This window comes from Enterococcus sp. DIV2371 (genome assembly GCF_050498525.1).
GTDB lineage: Bacteria > Bacillota > Bacilli > Lactobacillales > Enterococcaceae > Enterococcus_B > Enterococcus_B mangumiae.
Genome location: NZ_JBIPAJ010000001.1, coordinates 1,931,665 through 1,947,632, shown reverse-complemented (window position 1 = coordinate 1,947,632; position 15,968 = coordinate 1,931,665). Strand labels below are relative to the sequence as shown.

General features: G+C 35.2%; 14 protein-coding genes, 1 tRNA gene and 1 pseudogene. 5 read left to right on the top strand and 11 right to left on the bottom strand.

The features are described from left to right. Window positions 1–3: 3 nt before the first annotated feature. Window positions 4–1,320, bottom strand: a complete 1,317-nt coding sequence (locus IGL24_RS09085; RefSeq protein ID WP_207699991.1) for an ISL3 family transposase — start codon at window positions 1,318–1,320, stop codon at window positions 4–6. 1,228 nt (window positions 1,321–2,548) lie between these two features. Here IGL24_RS09085 and IGL24_RS09080 point away from each other — a divergent pair. Further along, complete coding sequence (locus IGL24_RS09080) at window positions 2,549–3,001, top strand: GNAT family N-acetyltransferase (RefSeq protein ID WP_207700455.1); 453 nt, start codon at window positions 2,549–2,551, stop codon at window positions 2,999–3,001. A gap of 115 nt (window positions 3,002–3,116) precedes the next feature. Here IGL24_RS09080 and IGL24_RS09075 read toward each other — a convergent pair whose 3' ends face one another. The 4 genes from IGL24_RS09075 to IGL24_RS09060 all read right to left on the bottom strand — a co-directional run bounded on the left by IGL24_RS09075 (window position 3,117) and on the right by IGL24_RS09060 (window position 6,404). After that, window positions 3,117–3,641, bottom strand: coding sequence for a zinc ribbon domain-containing protein (locus tag IGL24_RS09075; protein ID WP_207700456.1), 525 nt, complete (start codon window positions 3,639–3,641; stop codon window positions 3,117–3,119). A 201-nt stretch (window positions 3,642–3,842) separates the two neighbouring features. Continuing rightward, entirely contained in the window at window positions 3,843–4,736 is an 894-nt protein-coding gene (locus IGL24_RS09070; RefSeq protein ID WP_429966320.1) for a hypothetical protein, read from the bottom strand. Window positions 4,737–5,606: 870 nt separating this feature from the next. Further along, window positions 5,607–6,035 carry an ImmA/IrrE family metallo-endopeptidase gene (locus IGL24_RS09065; RefSeq protein ID WP_019722947.1) on the bottom strand — a complete coding sequence of 143 codons (429 nt, stop codon included), beginning with the start codon at window positions 6,033–6,035 and terminating at the stop codon, window positions 5,607–5,609. A gap of 6 nt (window positions 6,036–6,041) precedes the next feature. After that, the gene (locus IGL24_RS09060) at window positions 6,042–6,404 is read right to left on the bottom strand and encodes a helix-turn-helix domain-containing protein (protein ID WP_206859061.1); all 363 of its coding nucleotides are present in this window, start codon (window positions 6,402–6,404) and stop codon (window positions 6,042–6,044) included. A gap of 312 nt (window positions 6,405–6,716) precedes the next feature. On the opposite strand from IGL24_RS09060, the gene IGL24_RS09055 reads away from it, so the two are divergent. Next, entirely contained in the window at window positions 6,717–7,106 is a 390-nt protein-coding gene (locus IGL24_RS09055) for a phage holin family protein (protein ID WP_206859060.1), read from the top strand. A gap of 140 nt (window positions 7,107–7,246) precedes the next feature. Here IGL24_RS09055 and IGL24_RS09050 read toward each other — a convergent pair whose 3' ends face one another. After that, window positions 7,247–7,396 carry a hypothetical protein gene (locus IGL24_RS09050; protein WP_206859059.1) on the bottom strand — a complete coding sequence of 50 codons (150 nt, stop codon included), beginning with the start codon at window positions 7,394–7,396 and terminating at the stop codon, window positions 7,247–7,249. Window positions 7,397–8,138: 742 nt separating this feature from the next. On the opposite strand from IGL24_RS09050, the gene IGL24_RS09045 reads away from it, so the two are divergent. Then, window positions 8,139–9,434 carry an ISL3 family transposase gene (locus IGL24_RS09045; RefSeq protein ID WP_207115953.1) on the top strand — a complete coding sequence of 432 codons (1,296 nt, stop codon included), beginning with the start codon at window positions 8,139–8,141 and terminating at the stop codon, window positions 9,432–9,434. A gap of 88 nt (window positions 9,435–9,522) precedes the next feature. On the opposite strand, the gene IGL24_RS09040 is transcribed toward IGL24_RS09045, so the two are convergent. The 4 genes from IGL24_RS09040 to IGL24_RS09025 form a co-directional block, all read right to left on the bottom strand. Continuing rightward, complete coding sequence (locus tag IGL24_RS09040) at window positions 9,523–11,322, bottom strand: glycerophosphoryl diester phosphodiesterase membrane domain-containing protein (RefSeq protein WP_207700401.1); 1,800 nt, start codon at window positions 11,320–11,322, stop codon at window positions 9,523–9,525. Window positions 11,323–11,422: 100 nt separating this feature from the next. Beyond that, a complete protein-coding gene (locus IGL24_RS09035; protein WP_206859058.1) occupies window positions 11,423–12,019 on the bottom strand; it encodes a TVP38/TMEM64 family protein in 597 nt (198 codons plus the stop codon). A gap of 198 nt (window positions 12,020–12,217) precedes the next feature. Next, window positions 12,218–12,559, bottom strand: coding sequence for a hypothetical protein (locus IGL24_RS09030; protein WP_206859057.1), 342 nt, complete (start codon window positions 12,557–12,559; stop codon window positions 12,218–12,220). Next, on the bottom strand, window positions 12,528–13,856 hold the full coding sequence (locus IGL24_RS09025) for a DUF1576 domain-containing protein (protein ID WP_207700388.1): 1,329 nt from the start codon (window positions 13,854–13,856) through the stop codon (window positions 12,528–12,530). Before IGL24_RS09025 ends, IGL24_RS09030 begins: the two co-directional genes overlap by 32 nt. Window positions 13,857–14,111: 255 nt before the next feature. Between IGL24_RS09025 and IGL24_RS09020 the strand changes: the two genes are divergently transcribed. Together IGL24_RS09020 and IGL24_RS09015 are read left to right on the top strand one after the other, a co-directional pair. Continuing rightward, window positions 14,112–14,678, top strand: coding sequence for a TetR/AcrR family transcriptional regulator (locus IGL24_RS09020; RefSeq protein WP_023519894.1), 567 nt, complete (start codon window positions 14,112–14,114; stop codon window positions 14,676–14,678). A 197-nt stretch (window positions 14,679–14,875) separates the two neighbouring features. After that, a tRNA-Ser gene (locus tag IGL24_RS09015) sits at window positions 14,876–14,963 on the top strand. A gap of 185 nt (window positions 14,964–15,148) precedes the next feature. Here the strand turns inward: IGL24_RS09015 and IGL24_RS09010 are convergent. Continuing rightward, window positions 15,149–15,436 (bottom strand): annotated as a pseudogene (locus IGL24_RS09010) (IS5/IS1182 family transposase); the annotation flags it as partial. Window positions 15,437–15,968 lie beyond the last annotated feature (532 nt).

Sequence of the window (15,968 nt, the reverse complement as noted above, 5' to 3'; positions counted from 1 at the left end):
AATCTAAGCAGAAAGAAGCTTAGATTGATTCTTTTTTGTATTGGATTGGTCTTGAAAAACTAATCCTTGAATCAAATAAATTCGGTCACGAAAATGGAGAAAGTTACGGTAACCATACGCAACGCGTTTGATTACCTTGATTTTATTGTTTGTCCCTTCTAACGCCCCGTTACTATAGGGTGTTTGAAAGGCATTCTCGATGCCTGTTCTATATTTATTGAAGAAAGTGAGCTTCTTACGAAACCACTCAGGAAGTTGTGTATCTAAGGTGTTCACTACTTCGAAAAAGTAGTTCGTATCCTTTTGTTTATAATGATAAAGAAGGAGTTGGCAGGTGTCATAAGCCAGCTTCAAGGTGGAATCATAGCTTAGTAGTTCATCAACAATTGCTTTTTCAGTCATTGGTCGCTTAAAGGAATAATCATAACGGTAATGAGAACTATTTAATAGATAAGAATCCTTTAGAAGCAACTTCCAGAAACGTTTGAATCGTTTGTACTTCAGGCGATCGTTTTTGCGAGAAGTGTTCATGATTTGTATCCGTAAATGGTTCAATGACCGGTGGATATGTTGGATAATATGAAACCGATCCGTGACAATTTGTGCATGGGGAAAAATACTTTTCGCTAATTCAAAATAAGGAGCGTTCATATCCATGACGATATATTGGACGTTTTCTCTTGCTTGACGGGTGTAGCGAGAGAAATAGGTACGTAAATAAGCAAGTTTACGACTTTCAAGAAGACCTAGAATCTGATTGGTTTGACCATCCATGAAGATAAAGCTCATTTTCCCAACGCAAGATTTCATCGCTTTAAATTCATCAAAGCAAAGAACAGAAGGCAAATAGTCAAAGCGGACTTTCACGTTCTTCACGGCTCCTTTCATGATTCGTAAAATCGTTACATCCGATACGAAGTACCGGATGGCAATGTCTTTTCTACTGGAGTTGATCGCTAATTCTGCCATGATTTTTCGTTTCAAGTCGACAGAAATCGAACAATTTCGATCGACTAAAGAAGTTTCAGCGGAGAAAGTTGCGCCACACTCTTTACATAGAAAGCGAGTTTTTTTAAGACTTAAGACAGTTTTGTTTGAACGAATCGGCAGTAAATGAATCGTGGTTTGGTGAGTACCATACTTAATTACTTGTCCTTCATTTTTAATCCCACATCTTGTACAACAAGAGGGAGTGTAATCTAAGCGACCATGAATCACATGGGAGGTAATCCCTCCTTCTTTCTTTTCAGAAAGCCAATCTGTAGGGAAAATGATATTTTCATCTGTTAAACCGAGTAATTTTTTAGTATGATAGTCCATGGAGATATCCTTTCTTGATGAGTTGGTTTTGGTCGACTTAATTCTATCAATTTGGATATCTCTTTTTCTATCTTTTTTTACAAAAAATAGTGTTAGCAGAAAACAAAATTGTTTTCCACCAACACTAGATATTATAGAACCTTTATTTTTAGTACTACAAATGGTACTACATGAAGAAAGACAGCCAGTTATTGGCTGTCTTTTTTTGATGTAAATTGGACCACTTGATCAGATGCTTTTTTATCTGTTTAAAAATTCATCTAATTCACTAACAGCTGTTAGATAAAAATTTTTTTTAAAATTATTTTAATGGATTACCATATGCATCAGTTATTGTAACAACACCTTGTTTAGAAACTCGATAAAAACCTATGGATCCGGATCCTCCTTGCCTTAGAATTGATTTACTTTGTGCATTAAATAGATAATCTGAATCAACCATTTGATAGAATGTAACCACAATATCATCATTTTGTAATTCAGGGGAGAGGCTAATGAGGACTTGCATTGCTTTTTTTCAGAATTTAGCGAATTATTCACAGGGTTAGAATGGATAATAGTCGATTCCGTTGTTGCCTGAGATGATTGAGTAGACTTTGTGGTTTCTTGAATCTTAGAACTTTGAATACTGGAAGAGCCTTCGGAAAATTGGTTATTAGAATTTGTTTCAGATGCAGAAGCTTTATTTTTTATCGTTACATCTGTGGTACTGCTTGAAGTTGTATTGTTTGAAGTGATCGTCCCGCAAGAAGCAAGTAAAAAAAAGACTGTTCACCACAAAAATAGAATAAAATCTTTTCATTATAATATCTCCTATATGTTATTTATCTATTTATCATACTGCTAATATATGAATAATGTAAAAAATAAAGTAGCAAGTTAATACTTTTAAGTTGTGCTGTTTTAGTTAAAACTATGAAAAAGTTTAAAATGCAAAGAATACTATCAAACAGAAAGAAATTTCGTCACATACTGTAGCATAATAAATCAAGCTATTTTTTTATTTAAACTACGAAGTACGCAAAACAATAGATTTTTATCATACGACAATCTTAGCCAATCAATGTATTAACTATTAGTTTAAAATCTATATTTCAATGAATATATGAAATCGTAATTCTCATTATCATAGAATGGGGATTTTTTGAGTTTTTTTATTTAAAATGTTAGGGTAGGTTCAACAACTCAAGTAAGTATATTTGAAATGATTAGAAAAGAGGAAATGTAGATGGAATATATAATCTTAACGAATGATCACCCTGAATGGCTTAAAGTAGCTGATACTATTCGTCAATTTGATTGGAAGGCAGCAAAGTATACAGCAGATAAAATGGCAAAGCACGAATTCACAGATTGGGAATCTGTGATTATCGCAAAAGAAAAAGACGAAATTATGGGATTTTGTACTCTTGTCAAAAAAGATATTATCGACACGAATGAATACACGCCAAATATTGCGACTGTCTTTGTCACACCAGCATATCGGGGAAATCACATTAGTAAGGAATTAGTAGAAATAGGCGAACGTAGATTAACGGAAATTGGGTTTAGAAATGTTTATATAACTACACAGCATGAAGGACTATATGAAAAGTGGGGATACAAGGAAGTGTCAAAGGAGATAGATCAATTTGGACGGTTAATGAGGGTGCTGGAAAAAAACTTAATAGATGAACCATAAATTTTATTATTATTGCTTTCAAATTTAAAGTGAAATCGGAAAAGCGATACAATCATAAGAAATTGTGGGAAGAAAAAACAGCAAGCGCCCAGCTTGCTGTTCCTTAGCAATTTTTTTACAAATCTTTTCTATACATAATATTTCGTGATCTTTGATATTCTAGTGCCTGTTGCATAATCAAACGCTTTGGTTCATCTGGATCATTAATTCCTTTCATATAGACTTCGTTACCATTCATAAGATAGATAACCAAATCGCCGATCCCCTGAACTTTATCCTTCAATGTTTGTTTAACTTTAACATCTTTGATATCTTCAAAATTATAAACTTCTTCATCTGTTTTTGTGGTAGATTCGTGGATTATTCGAACGACATAGTTTGTAATTTCATAGCGGTCTTCTTTCATCTTTACTTCAATTGAATCGGTTGCTTTATATCTCAATTTCTCGTTAAGTCCAAATAGTTTTGACTGTTTTCCACTCCAAAGTACTTTTTCAACAAATCTTGAACTAGAATCATTAGAGTGTAAATTATCTGTAGGTGTATTATTAATTCCGTTAGATTGGGGAATCTTCATTCCGCAGTTTGGACAAAATTTCATTTCCACAACATTTGAGCCACATTCAGGGCAAAATTTCATAAACAAGCACTCCTTGTTGAGTTAGTAATTCGTATGATTGATTTAATTACTTTCATTCTCAGTGGTTTCAGAATTATGAAGCTAAATAGCAGTATCATTTCTTCATATAGTAAGGAGCTGACACAAAATGTTTTTAGCAAGTTCGTTTTTTTGCGAAATTTAAATTTGCTATATCTACTTAGTTTTATGAATTAGTATAGATTAGTTTAGTGTAAAAATATTTACAATTACACTAGGTACAGTAATCTTACCACTTAATGCTGAATCATAAGAGATCAGACCATAAGATTCACCATAAATAGTGACTAAGTCATCTTCAAGAATTCTAGTCGATAATTGATCTTTTGATATTTGAATAAGCGCCACTCTATCATAATCACTATCAACTGCTAAACGGTATTGAGTATATTCATCACTTTCCATAACTTGAATTATTTTTCCGGATAAAACCACTTTTTCCCCTATAAACTCTTCAGGATTTCTAGAGAGTTGGTCGTAGGTTATACCTGTATTATAAGTACTAGGGTCTTTTTTTTCAGCCTCATTTTGAGCATCGATTTGCTTCTGCTCTTCTTCAGCTTGTTTTCTTCTGGCTTCTGCATCTGCTTTGTCAGCTAAAACTTGAGCATTAGGTTTTACTGTTACTTTAGTACTTTTGGATTCATTATTCAATGTAGTGTAGATAGTTAATTCTTCCTCTGAATCATCAGTAATACTATGCTCTAGACTAAAGCTCCCATCCTCATCTGCTTCAGTAGAATCACCTAGAATACCCATACCAATACTAACGTGTGCCCCGGGATTAGTTTTACCTGTAATAAGAACATTGCTGTTTTCATCAGCTTCAACTTCTGAAGGGAGCTCTAATATTAGCTCTGTTTCAGCTGTTGTCTCTTCAGTTGAGGTAGAAACAGTTGTTGGTTTCGTATTCTCATCAGCACTGTCATTCGATGAGCCAAATATTCCTATTAATAAGATAGATATTATGACAGTAGCGATTGACAGATTCCGGTTTCTTTTGTGAGGTGCTTTTTTAATATAATACCAGATACCAACACACCCTAATAAAAATGTTAATACAAATAGTGTACTCATATAAAACACTCCTTTATAATTTGATGAATGTTATTCATTTTAAATTGTAAAGTAAACCAAGTAGCTTCAATTTTCTCTATTTTCCTCCTTCTAATATTTATTTTTAGCTACTAAATTCTATAAATTCACACTTTTTGTTTAAGGAAACGAGAGTAAGTTTCTAAGTGTAGTTCGCTATTTTTTAGATTTTATTATTGTATTTTTTGAAAAAAGATACGGATGTTATTTTTGTGCATATTATCCCAAATTTCAAAAGTACTTGAACAGTTGATCTTTCAAAAATAGTGTAAATTTTATTCATTAGATTCTTTTAAATAGCCACATTATCAGGATGTTTTTACAATCGCTTTCAAATAAATGTTAGCACACATGATTTGTTATTGTAAAATAATATATGTACATATTACACAACGTTTTTCATATTTAAAACGTTATATAACCAAAGATAATTAATTTGATTTTGCACCAAGGATTTACATATTTCGTTTAAAATAAACTAAATTAGTTATATAAGGACTATGAAAAATTTAGGTAAAGTAAATAAGAAGAGGGGAAATTCGTTTTATTAGAAATTTTGTGATTGTTATCGAAGTTGCTGCTTTACTTATATGAAAAAAAATAAAATCAGAATAGTTATATATAAGATGGAAATGTTACTTTTTTTATTGCGTTACTTATCATCATTTATCAAAATTGAACCAGAGAAAACTACTAATTTTGAGAAATAGATTGGTAAAACCTTTTTTTATAATGATTCGGTATTTTTTTGCTAACGACACTGAGTAAATTCTTACAATCCAAAATGATTTTGATCTAAAAAATAGAATAAACTACAGTATCATCTTTCGAAAATCTGTAGTTTATTCCATTTCATATCAAAAACCGATAACAACTTTCCGGAAGTCCATAGAGCCGTGTCAGCTCCTCGACTTCTCTTGGATAGGTTTCTGTATCTTCCTTATACAAGGAAACGATCAGATTGGAAGCGAAGCAGTTGGCTTCACTTTCTGATTTGCTTCTTGAGTTTCTGGATGACACATAGTAACTTGAGATTTCACGATGGAACAAGGCGTGTCCAAGTTCATGGGCGCAAATGTAAAAACGTTCTTCTGATTCTTTTAGTGAGTTGTTCAATAAGATAATAGGGGAGCCTAATAGTTCTTGAAACTGTCCTTTTGGATTATCTAGAAAAGAAACATATCTGATTTCTATTCCTAATTTTTCAGCAATGACAAAAGGATTGGCAGTATCATAGGTGCGCTTCAGTTCGCTTACTAGTTTGATAATATCCATCTCCATATACGCTCACTTCTCTTTGTCGCGTTTTCGAAATTCCCAGAAAAGCCCGGTCAGTACATCTTTTACACGTTGCTTTTCTTGTTCTGTCAATGTTTCGCCGCCATACGCCATGTTGACATTTGAATTAAGCATTTTGTCTAATTCAAATAGATCGTCTGTATTTGCCCATTTCGGTGCTTGGTTACTGCCCAAAAGGAAATCAGTCGTTACGCCAAAATAATCAGCTACTTTTTTTAAGTTTTCCGACTTTGGCGAAACACGGTCCCATCGTCTGATTTGCCCATTAGAGATTCCTACGGCACGTTCGACTTCAGCAAAGGTTACTTTTTTTTCTTCCGCTAATTGTTTGATTCTTGTAACAAGTGTCATGAGGAACCACCTTTCTTGATCTTTAGATAGCTTAAAAGTTATTTCAGTTGACAATTAGCTTTTATGCTATTATAGTTTACTTATACAATCGTTTAATCATTTAAAAAGACAAGAATTCAGTAACTTAGAAGTTCAAACAAGCTAGTTCAATTAAGTTAAAGCGTATTCTTTTTCTTTTATTGATTTTATGATAGCTTAAAAGTCATTTTGTGTCAAAGATGATGATATTTTTACTATTTCAAACAATTGAGAAGTACAGCAAGCTGAGTTAAAAAATAATGGGAAATAATCTGGAAAGTAGAGGGTGAGGAAATGATCGTAGATAATGCTGTGGTATTGAATGAGTTTAAAAATCTTGGGAGTAATGTGTATATTCAGATATTTTTATTGATTCTATGTATTGATTTCATTAGCGGAATTTGTTTGAAAACAGAAAAAAAGAAACGTAGCAAACAATCTTTTCTGAAAGATCTAGTCAAGTACGTGATGATTTTTCTTATTGTTGCGATTGCATATCCTTATTTAAAGATTACTGGTTTTGAAGCAATTGGGATTGCTTTAGTGTTCTCGTATTGTGCAATCTATGGTTTGTCTGTGATTGAAAATTTGCGAAAGTTAGGGATTCCTGTGCCAGAGTTTGTTAAAGTACGTTTAAAAAAATGGCGTGATTTTTCAGAGGAGCAGGGGAGGAGTAAAAAATAAACTGTGGATTTTATTGTAAGTAGTACTTGCGTTTAATATTTTTTGAAGTAAACAAAAAAGACGTTTCTGTGGCTCACTTGGCCATAAACGTCTTTTACTTCTTGATAGAATTATCAGCTGGCATGAAAAAGGGACACTCCTTAGTTAGATTCGTGTAATGCTTTTACTGCTTGTTCAATGGTGACCCCATAAGCAACATGTTGTTCATTCATTGCATCGATTGCCATGAAGCGGTTAGTCGAGCTATCAAAAGCTACACGATAGCTGATAGTTGTGTTTGTGAATGTCATATAGGTTTCCTCCCTTCCTTGAAAAGTAACGTATCCATGAAACTTTCTGTGAAACTTTCGGATACAATTCAAGTTTAGCACCATTTCAAAATTTGGGCAATCAAAGTGCTGTTGCATAAAAGGGGAGAGGGATATCTCGATTAATTTTCCGTAATTCCAATCAATAAACCAATCGTTAATAGTAAAAAAACTCCTGTTTGTACATAGACCATTATTATTCACCTCTTTGATCTAAGTGTAGCTGTTTTTGAATGAAGACTCACGAACAGCTTGGGAGAATGTTCAAACAATATTGTCATATCTGACGTTTGGTTTACTGGTATTGAAAGGAGGGAGAAGTAAATTAGTGGGAAATCCAAGAATTAAACGAGCAAACACTTGTTTTGAGATATTTCGCAAAGTTCATTATAATAAAAGAAAGGGGGCGAAACGCTATGCAAAAAAGAAAAAATTCTGGTAAATTGGGTATTTTTCTAGCAGTTATTTCTGCTATTCCCGCTGTTTTAGCAGTCGTTCGGGCGATTAAGGAATCAAGAGAAAGATAAACTAAAAAGCGTGTCGCTTACTTATCCAATCGGACAGTGAGCGATACGCTTTTGTTTTATGGCTCTATAATAAAGTGGACTGATGAATCAATTCTGATTCGTCAGTCCACTTTTTCTTTTTGGGTATTAAAAAACATATCGTTCTCTAGTATGATTAAATCACCACAAAATAAACAACTGAGAGGACGATATGCTCTATGGAAAATTCTATCAAAAAAATGCTCCGATTAACAGATAAATATTTAACCATCCAAGATGTTTCTTACGAAACGTTCCATCAAACCAATACTTTAGTTATTGACGCAGTGTTAGCTCCTCCTACTTCTGCTTGTTTGACTTGTGGCTCTGCCGTGAGAGATTCGAAGGGGAAAACGGTCATTGTCAAAAATGGCAAGAAAATGACCTGCATTCGTTTCGATCAATTCAACCATTTACCGCTAATCATGCGGCTGAAGAAACAACGTTATCACTGTAGAAACTGCCATACCCATTGGACAGCCCAAAGCTATTTTGTTCGGCCAAATCATTCGATTGCCGAGCATGTAAAAATGAAAATCATTGCTTTACTCACCGAAAAGGTCTCCTTATCTTTTATCGCAAAGCATTGCCAGGTGTCTATTCCAACGGTGACGCGTATTTTGAAGTCGTTAAAAACCTATTTACCAAAACAAGCCAAGCGCCACCTGCCCAAAGTATTGATGGTCGATGAATTTCGTTCCCATGTATCCTCAGAAGATAAGATGAGTTTTATTTGTGCCGATGGGGAAACCGGGCAATTAGTTGATATCTTACCCACTCGAAAATTGTCTCGGTTGACCACTTATTTCCAGACATGTGTGAATCCATCTGACGTCGACTATTTAGTTACTGATATGAATGCGGCGTATTTTCAACTAACAAAAAAAGTATTTCCTCATGCCAAACTGGTCATTGATCGTTTTCATGTGGTCAAACACATGAATCAAGCGTTCCAAGATTTTCGTGTCCGTGAAATGAAACGCCTGATTGCTTCGGGCAATCGGACAATGCCAAGGAAATTAAAAAGCCATTGGCGCTTACTCACCAAAAATCGGAAGAATATCAACCACACAGAATATAAAACTTGGCGTAGCTTTCGTGCCCCAAAGTATCCTTACCTGACAGAAGCCATGGTGCTTGACCGTTTATTAAGTGCTTCAACTGCCTTGAAAGTCGCCTATCAAGCGTTCCATGAACTAGCGGATGCCTTTCGTGACAAAGACCACGAGTCATTTTTCACTCTCTTGCATCAGTTACCAGAAACATTAGATAAAGAATTTCGGCTAAAACTACAAAATCTTCTGAGCTATGAAGAAGGGATTCGTCATTCTTTGATTTATCCTTACTCTAATGGGAAAATTGAAGCAAAAAACACCCACATCAAAACACTCAAACGAGTGTCTTATGGCTTTAAATCATTTGAGAACATGCGCATCCGAATCTTTTTGACGAATCAAGTCATTCACGTCAAATAACGAAGAAAATCCGGAGAAGAAGTGTTCACTTCTTCTTCCGGATTTCACTTGATTGCACTCATCAGTCCTTATTGACAAAGAGCCTGTTTTATCCAACACCTAGAACAAAGTTTAATAATTTGTCTGAGTAGGTTATTTCGCCTTCTGTGTTCTTGATCGTAGCATTTAAAGCTTGCATATCATCTGTAATGATGCCATCTACGCCATAAAACATCATTCGGCTCATATCGTCTGAATCATTTAGGGTCCATACATAGACTTTTTTGCCATCTTGATGGGCAGAATCGATAAAGTTACGATTGATCGTACTGTATTCCATGGTTAGGAAATCACCTGGGGTAACTGGAGGACCAATGATATTAAAAGGTAAAATATACCCAACATAAAAATCTGGATTTTCAGCTTTTAACTCTGAAACTGTTTGATAAGTCAAACTTTGTAAAATATGTCCATGTGTTAAAATATTCTCTTCGTATTTCTTAACAAAATTTTTGACTAGATCTTTTGAGTCTTTTCTAGTCGTTTTGATTTCAATGAGTAATTTCTGATTTAATTCATTTGCTCGTTTTAGATATAAGTCAAATGAAACTAGTGGTTCTTTGGCACCATTTTCAGTGACGGTCAATTTTTCTAATTCTTCAAGTGTCAAATCTTGCGGTGCCTTATTGACTCCTGTCAGATTTCTAAGATTGAAGTCATGCATCACAACGAACTGGCCGTCTTTTGTTTCTTGAACATCCATCTCTACATAATCAGGATGGTAATTTTTACTCGTCTTTTCTAAAGCGGCAATCGTATTTTGCGCGCTATTCCCAGAGCTAACTCCCCGATGAGAAATGGTGAGGGGGGTTGTTTCAGAGGCAGAGTCCAAGTAGTTCATATTGTAAATACACACACCGACACCAAAAAATACGGCAAATAAGGTCAATGCAGTATTCTTTACAGCAGAATGCTTTTGAGGTTCTTCTTGTGGTGAAAACCAGCTAGGGATATCGGGTAAAAACCCTTCGTCATCCATAAAGTCCACAATGACATAAAAAATACCCACGGTCGACATCACAAAATTGAACAAGATGACGCCTTGTAAAAGAGTCATTGCAAATACAGCACTGATCAATGAATACTCAGAAAAATAGGACTCAACTAAAATCTGACCGGAGATAATCGCTAAGTAACCGATTGTTGAAATCAAGAGAAGCGTTCCACTAATAATCAAGAACTGTCCTGAAATCGCGAAAAATCGTGATTTGGTCAAACGCCAACTTTCTCGAATGGCTTCACGAAAAGGACGGTCTCTTAAAATCATTTCTGGTAAAGAGAAAATCAAACGAATCCCGATATAGCCGAGGAATACATAAACCAAAAGAAAAGAGCTGACGACGATCCAGCGGTTTGCAAAAATAAAGTCGATAATAAATGCAGGAATCTTGATTCTAGAAAGTAAATCAGAATTAAAGCTCATTCCACTGACTGGTAAAATCAGAAAGAAGTAAGCCAAGAAAAATAAAAAAATCATCGGACGAACTTTTTTTAGTTGCCGAATCGTCAATTGCAGTAATTGTTTCAACGATATCGGTTCTTGTTTTTTGATAAAATAAACACTCATCAGTAAAAAAGTGAACTCAAAATAAACTAGGAGTAAAATCATCAACAAGACAGCGATCAAGGAGAAAAAAACGACTGGATGCTGTGAAATCAATGTGGGGATATTATCAGTGGAGAGATAATCAATCGACCCACGTTGTAAAATCAAACGTGTTGTACTTCCAAGCAAAGGTAAACAAATAAATAAGATGAACCCATGCATCAAAACTACGTCACGAAAGTAAGCTTGCGTCCCTTTGAGGAAGTCCCAAGCATTTCCTAAACTACGTTTTATATAAACGATCATTACTATCACCTACTCCTAACATTATAACGCAAAAAAATAAAAAAGGAGTACTGCAGTAAATATTCTTTGCAGTACTCATAGTGTGTCTATTAAGGAATCATCCTAACAAGCCAGTCAGGAAGTTGCCACCATAAATCAATGCCATACTGTACAAAAAGATCGATAAAGGTTTAGCGATCAATATGATCAAAGTGTACTTTTTGACTGAGATGTTTGTCAAGCCAGCCATCAAACATAAAGCATCGTCTGGTGCTACTGGCAAGAAGATCGCTAGTGCAAAAAGTTTTTCAAAGCGACTTTGGTTATCCAACCAACCGATATATTTATCGTAGGTTTTGTCGCTGATCATCGATAGTATAAATGGTTTACCATATTTTCTACCTAATAAGAAAATGATGATCGAACCGATACAAATACCGACATAATTATAGATAAACCCGGCATAAGGACCAAAAATCAGGACGCCAGCAGCGGTGCTAATCCCACCAGGAATGATCGGTATGACGACTTGCAGTATTTGAATCAAGATAAAGATAATGGGACCTAAGATAATTGAATCACCCACAAGCCCTTTTAATGCGTTTATATCTTTAAATACGCCTAGATTAATAAAATAAATCGTGATTGCCACTGAGAATCCAATCCCGATGATCGATATGATATTCATTAATTTTCGTGATACTGCAACGTTCATCCCTAGTCAACTCCTTCGAGGTTTTCATCTGATACTTGTATTTTACATGAAGTGAGTAATCGCTCGCCACTATTTAAAGTGAAAAACAACAAACAATTTTGTAAGTTCTAACCAAGTATAGAGGATGAGTTAAAATAAAACATCCAACCAGAGACTTATTTACTTAAATTTATGATCTCATTCGGTGACCTATTTAAGTTAAAGTTCAATTCGACGAAAAATCTTGATGTTCAGAATTGGCGAATCATACATGATCTCTACATCATCGATCAAATTTCCAAGTAGCCGATAAGATTCTTGACCGTGAGAAGGGGTGCCTAGCAGTTCGTGGTAATAGATTTCCATACTGGGGTCTCTAGGTGTATTCAATAGTGTTGCTAAATTATTTAAATCTTTTGGCGGATTCATCGTGGTTCCTTGAAATTCGATATACAGTCCTTCGTCGGTATATTCTAATCCGATACGAATCTCATTGATTTCGTGTTCGTAAAAATACGTGAGGAATTCATCAATGATCCTCTTTGATAGCTCTTTTTCCATGTGCGTTCTTTCCCTTCCCGGTAAACGTAAAATTTTCTAGGATAGGCACTAGTATACCAGCAATGAATCCCGTTGAAAATCCACTATTATATAAATTTAATCCCCCGTGTAATGTACTGAGATTATGGACAAGAGTAATATGTAAAAAGCCAGCAATCACTCCGTACACTCCTCCATAAAATCCACTGATTGGGGCTAAGCCTGTGCCAAAAATCGCTGCGACAAGCATGGTCGTTTGTGTCATATCGTGCATCGTTCCTAAGATAGAAGCGATATAAATACCGATAAGGATCGGGAAACAGTTTCTTACGTGGCTTCCAAACGAACTGAAACCAGCCACAGAGATGATCCCGCCAGTCACGGGCCCATTCAATACCCCACCGATCAACAAGACGTAAGACAAAAGTAACAAGCCAACTAAGCCCATGTTGATCAAAGTAGCACCGATACCAGCAGTACCAATAAAATCCGTTGTTAGTTTCCCTGATGATTCAAAAATTTCACGCAAGCCTTTCAACTTAAATGAGTTGAAGAAGAAACCGCAAAGAGCAGTTGATAAAAAGAATAGAAAAATGATCCAGGTCAATTCACGGTGATGATCCGTTGAAAGAATCGATTGAACTTCGATCGAGTAACTAAATTGCCGGAGAATGCCTGTTACTAACATCGCGATCAAGCCGGATGTAAAGCCAATATTGTAAAGTGTAAAACCGCGATGAAAAGTAAGTGTTTGAACTGCTAAGATCGGCAATAAAAAGCCGACGATCAAACCAGCTAAGTTCCCAAGAAAGGCACCTTGAAGTAAAGGTAAGCCAATCCCGAACGTAATATAGCTGACAACAGGGGAGAGTGCGCTACCGAACAAGCCAATCATCACATATTGAGAAAATGGCTTGTGCATAAAATGAGCATAGAGATAAACACCGAGAATGATCGAGATGGAATTATATAGATTTTTTCCAAAGAAAGAAAAGCCTGCGACAGTCAAGATTGAAGCAAACATCGCACCATTCAACATGACTTTATGGCGATAGGCGAGTAACACAGAAGAGAGTGTAAGTAAGCCTACATTCATAAATGCGCTTCCAAATCCACCTAAAGCAATATAGTCTGTTAAAAGATTACTGGGGGAGGTCATGATGACCATTAATCCTACGAGGTTATTCGATAAAGAATCGCTAAGCAATCCAATAATCAAAAAAAACACGCCTGTAAAAATAAGGTAAAAATAGTTTTTCCTTTGAGAAATGATTCTTTTTTTAGGATGAATATAAATAACGTCACTTTTATTCTTCATTACACACCTTCTTTTCCTTTTTATTTAACTATAACTTGAAAGAAAACTTTTGGTCAACTTAAATTCAACATAAAATCAAAAATTGTAAGGGGAAACAAATTTGGCGGGAAAATTGTTAGAAAATTGAGAAAATCCAATAAAAAACACATAAATGCTTTAAAATATAACAATTTAGGTATATTATTTGCAAAAATGAATCATTATCGGTTAAAATAAAAGAACACAGACTGTAGCATGAAGTGGGGGAGTTTTATTATGAGAAGAAAAGTCTATACGAAGGATCAAATTCTGAAAGCTGCATACGAAGTTGTCGCTAAAGAAGGATTCAAAGGTTTCACTGCAAGAAACATTGCTAAGAAGATGGGAATATCGACTCAACCGATCTACTTAGAGTTCAAGAATATGGAAGATTTGAAGAATACGCTATTAGATGTTATCTTCCAACAGTTAGAAGAAGAAGTGTTTCCTGTTGAGCGTACAGGAGATAAGATTATCGACTTAGGGCTTAATTACATTTATTTTGCTAAGAAAAACCATAGCCTTTATATGGCATTATATATCGATGAGCATGGAAATGGTCAAAAGATGCATGATTTTTCTTATAATTATTTCCGTAAGCTTTTGAAAGAAGACGCACGATACAAAGATCTATCAGAAGAGTATATTGATGCACTTCATACTGGTACTTGGGTAACGATTACTGGGATCGCTTCACTGATGTCTTCTAGTATTATGCATCCGACAGAAGAGCAAATCATTTCGATCATCAAAACAACGGTCGATTCTGTATTGGCAATCGAAAATCCAGAAAAAATCCGTTAGAGTGATGCAGTAAACTTCTTTCTCTGAGAGTATAAACTCAGAGAGGAAGTTTTTTTTATTAAGTGATTTTAAAGTTTTCTGTATTTGAACATAACAATAGTGATGTGTAAACGTGGTTTTAGAAAACAAATATATTTGAAATCAGCGCTAGAATTTCTCTTGACATTTTATGGAAAAAGATTAAAAATAGTAGGCATGGAAGGTTGGCAGAGTGGTAATGCACCGGACTCGAAATCCGGCGAGCCGCAGTAATGTGGTGCACGGGTTCAAGTCCCGTACCTTCCTTTATATCAACGTTTGTGAGCTATCTGGCAGTTGCTGGATAGCTTTCTTTTTAAAAAAGGGTACCCCTTTGAAGCGAGACCTAATAGTGAGACCAAGGAGTGTGGGACAATACTCCTTTCTCAAAATTTTCATCGACGGTAAATCGAACCTGTTTTTTCTTACAAAAGCTTCTGTTAGCACTATGCTTTGAAATTTCGGACAAACCTGCCTTTATCTTTCCTACAACTATAGACTTTGAACGGGACAAGTCGGTTTGCTGGGCAATATACTCATGTTGTTCTTCCAGATAGAGCCAATTTTCTATATCGAACGAATTCTCACTGCTGGTGATCAAAGAAGTTTATGCAGAACATTATTGATATATATATAATTTTGTTAACTCACGGAATCTGCATTGGGCACAATATATTCTGGTAGCTCTTTATGTTGTCCTAAAAACTGTCTAAAAACGGCGTTAAGGTTTTAGTGTCCGTTTCAATTTCCGTGACAGTAATAAAAATATCTTCATTAAATTCAAAAATACGCAAAAAAAGTTGGACGATAATCAGTTTTTTTCTGATTATTGTCCGACTTTCTAAAGAGCGGAACTTTGTTACAAAGGCTAGTTCTGCGAGAAGCAGCTAATTCTCTAGTTCCAGATCTTGGGCAAGCGTCATTGTTTTTTCTTGCTTTTCTTAGACATTTAAGATTCTCCTTTCGGTTTCGGTGAAAGACCTTGGATTCCTTCTTTTAGGAATGGCTGAGGCCAATATAAAACTAAACCTTTCGAGTACAAGCCGAACTTTAAGTCTACATCAAGATAAGATTTACCACTATTCAAATAAAAGTGTATGACATCTTGTTTGAATTGAGAAGAGTAACTTTGTTTGTTTTTCTCTTGTGCAAAGCATAAAACCTAAGTGTATCAACTGCCTCTCTCTATTTTTCAACCTTATAAGGGGATGGAATACTATACCGAGCTACCAATGTTTTATAACCGCCTTCGCTTCTGTGATACGCTTCAAC

What these genes read in the sequence shown, in the direction of transcription:
- IGL24_RS09085 (WP_207699991.1), bottom strand. Translation starts at nt 1,320, where the DNA reads ATGGACTATCATACTAAAAAATTACTCGGTTTAACAGATGAAAATATC.
- IGL24_RS09080 (WP_207700455.1), top strand. Translation starts at nt 2,549, where the DNA reads ATGGAATATATAATCTTAACGAATGATCACCCTGAATGGCTTAAAGTA.
- IGL24_RS09075 (WP_207700456.1), bottom strand. Translation starts at nt 3,641, where the DNA reads ATGAAATTTTGCCCTGAATGTGGCTCAAATGTTGTGGAAATGAAATTT.
- IGL24_RS09070 (WP_429966320.1), bottom strand. Translation starts at nt 4,736, where the DNA reads ATGAGTACACTATTTGTATTAACATTTTTATTAGGGTGTGTTGGTATC.
- IGL24_RS09065 (WP_019722947.1), bottom strand. Translation starts at nt 6,035, where the DNA reads ATGGAGATGGATATTATCAAACTAGTAAGCGAACTGAAGCGCACCTAT.
- IGL24_RS09060 (WP_206859061.1), bottom strand. Translation starts at nt 6,404, where the DNA reads ATGACACTTGTTACAAGAATCAAACAATTAGCGGAAGAAAAAAAAGTA.
- IGL24_RS09055 (WP_206859060.1), top strand. Translation starts at nt 6,717, where the DNA reads ATGATCGTAGATAATGCTGTGGTATTGAATGAGTTTAAAAATCTTGGG.
- IGL24_RS09050 (WP_206859059.1), bottom strand. Translation starts at nt 7,396, where the DNA reads ATGACATTCACAAACACAACTATCAGCTATCGTGTAGCTTTTGATAGC.
- IGL24_RS09045 (WP_207115953.1), top strand. Translation starts at nt 8,139, where the DNA reads ATGGAAAATTCTATCAAAAAAATGCTCCGATTAACAGATAAATATTTA.
- IGL24_RS09035 (WP_206859058.1), bottom strand. Translation starts at nt 12,019, where the DNA reads ATGAACGTTGCAGTATCACGAAAATTAATGAATATCATATCGATCATC.
- IGL24_RS09030 (WP_206859057.1), bottom strand. Translation starts at nt 12,559, where the DNA reads ATGGAAAAAGAGCTATCAAAGAGGATCATTGATGAATTCCTCACGTAT.
- IGL24_RS09025 (WP_207700388.1), bottom strand. Translation starts at nt 13,856, where the DNA reads ATGAAGAATAAAAGTGACGTTATTTATATTCATCCTAAAAAAAGAATC.
- IGL24_RS09020 (WP_023519894.1), top strand. Translation starts at nt 14,112, where the DNA reads ATGAGAAGAAAAGTCTATACGAAGGATCAAATTCTGAAAGCTGCATAC.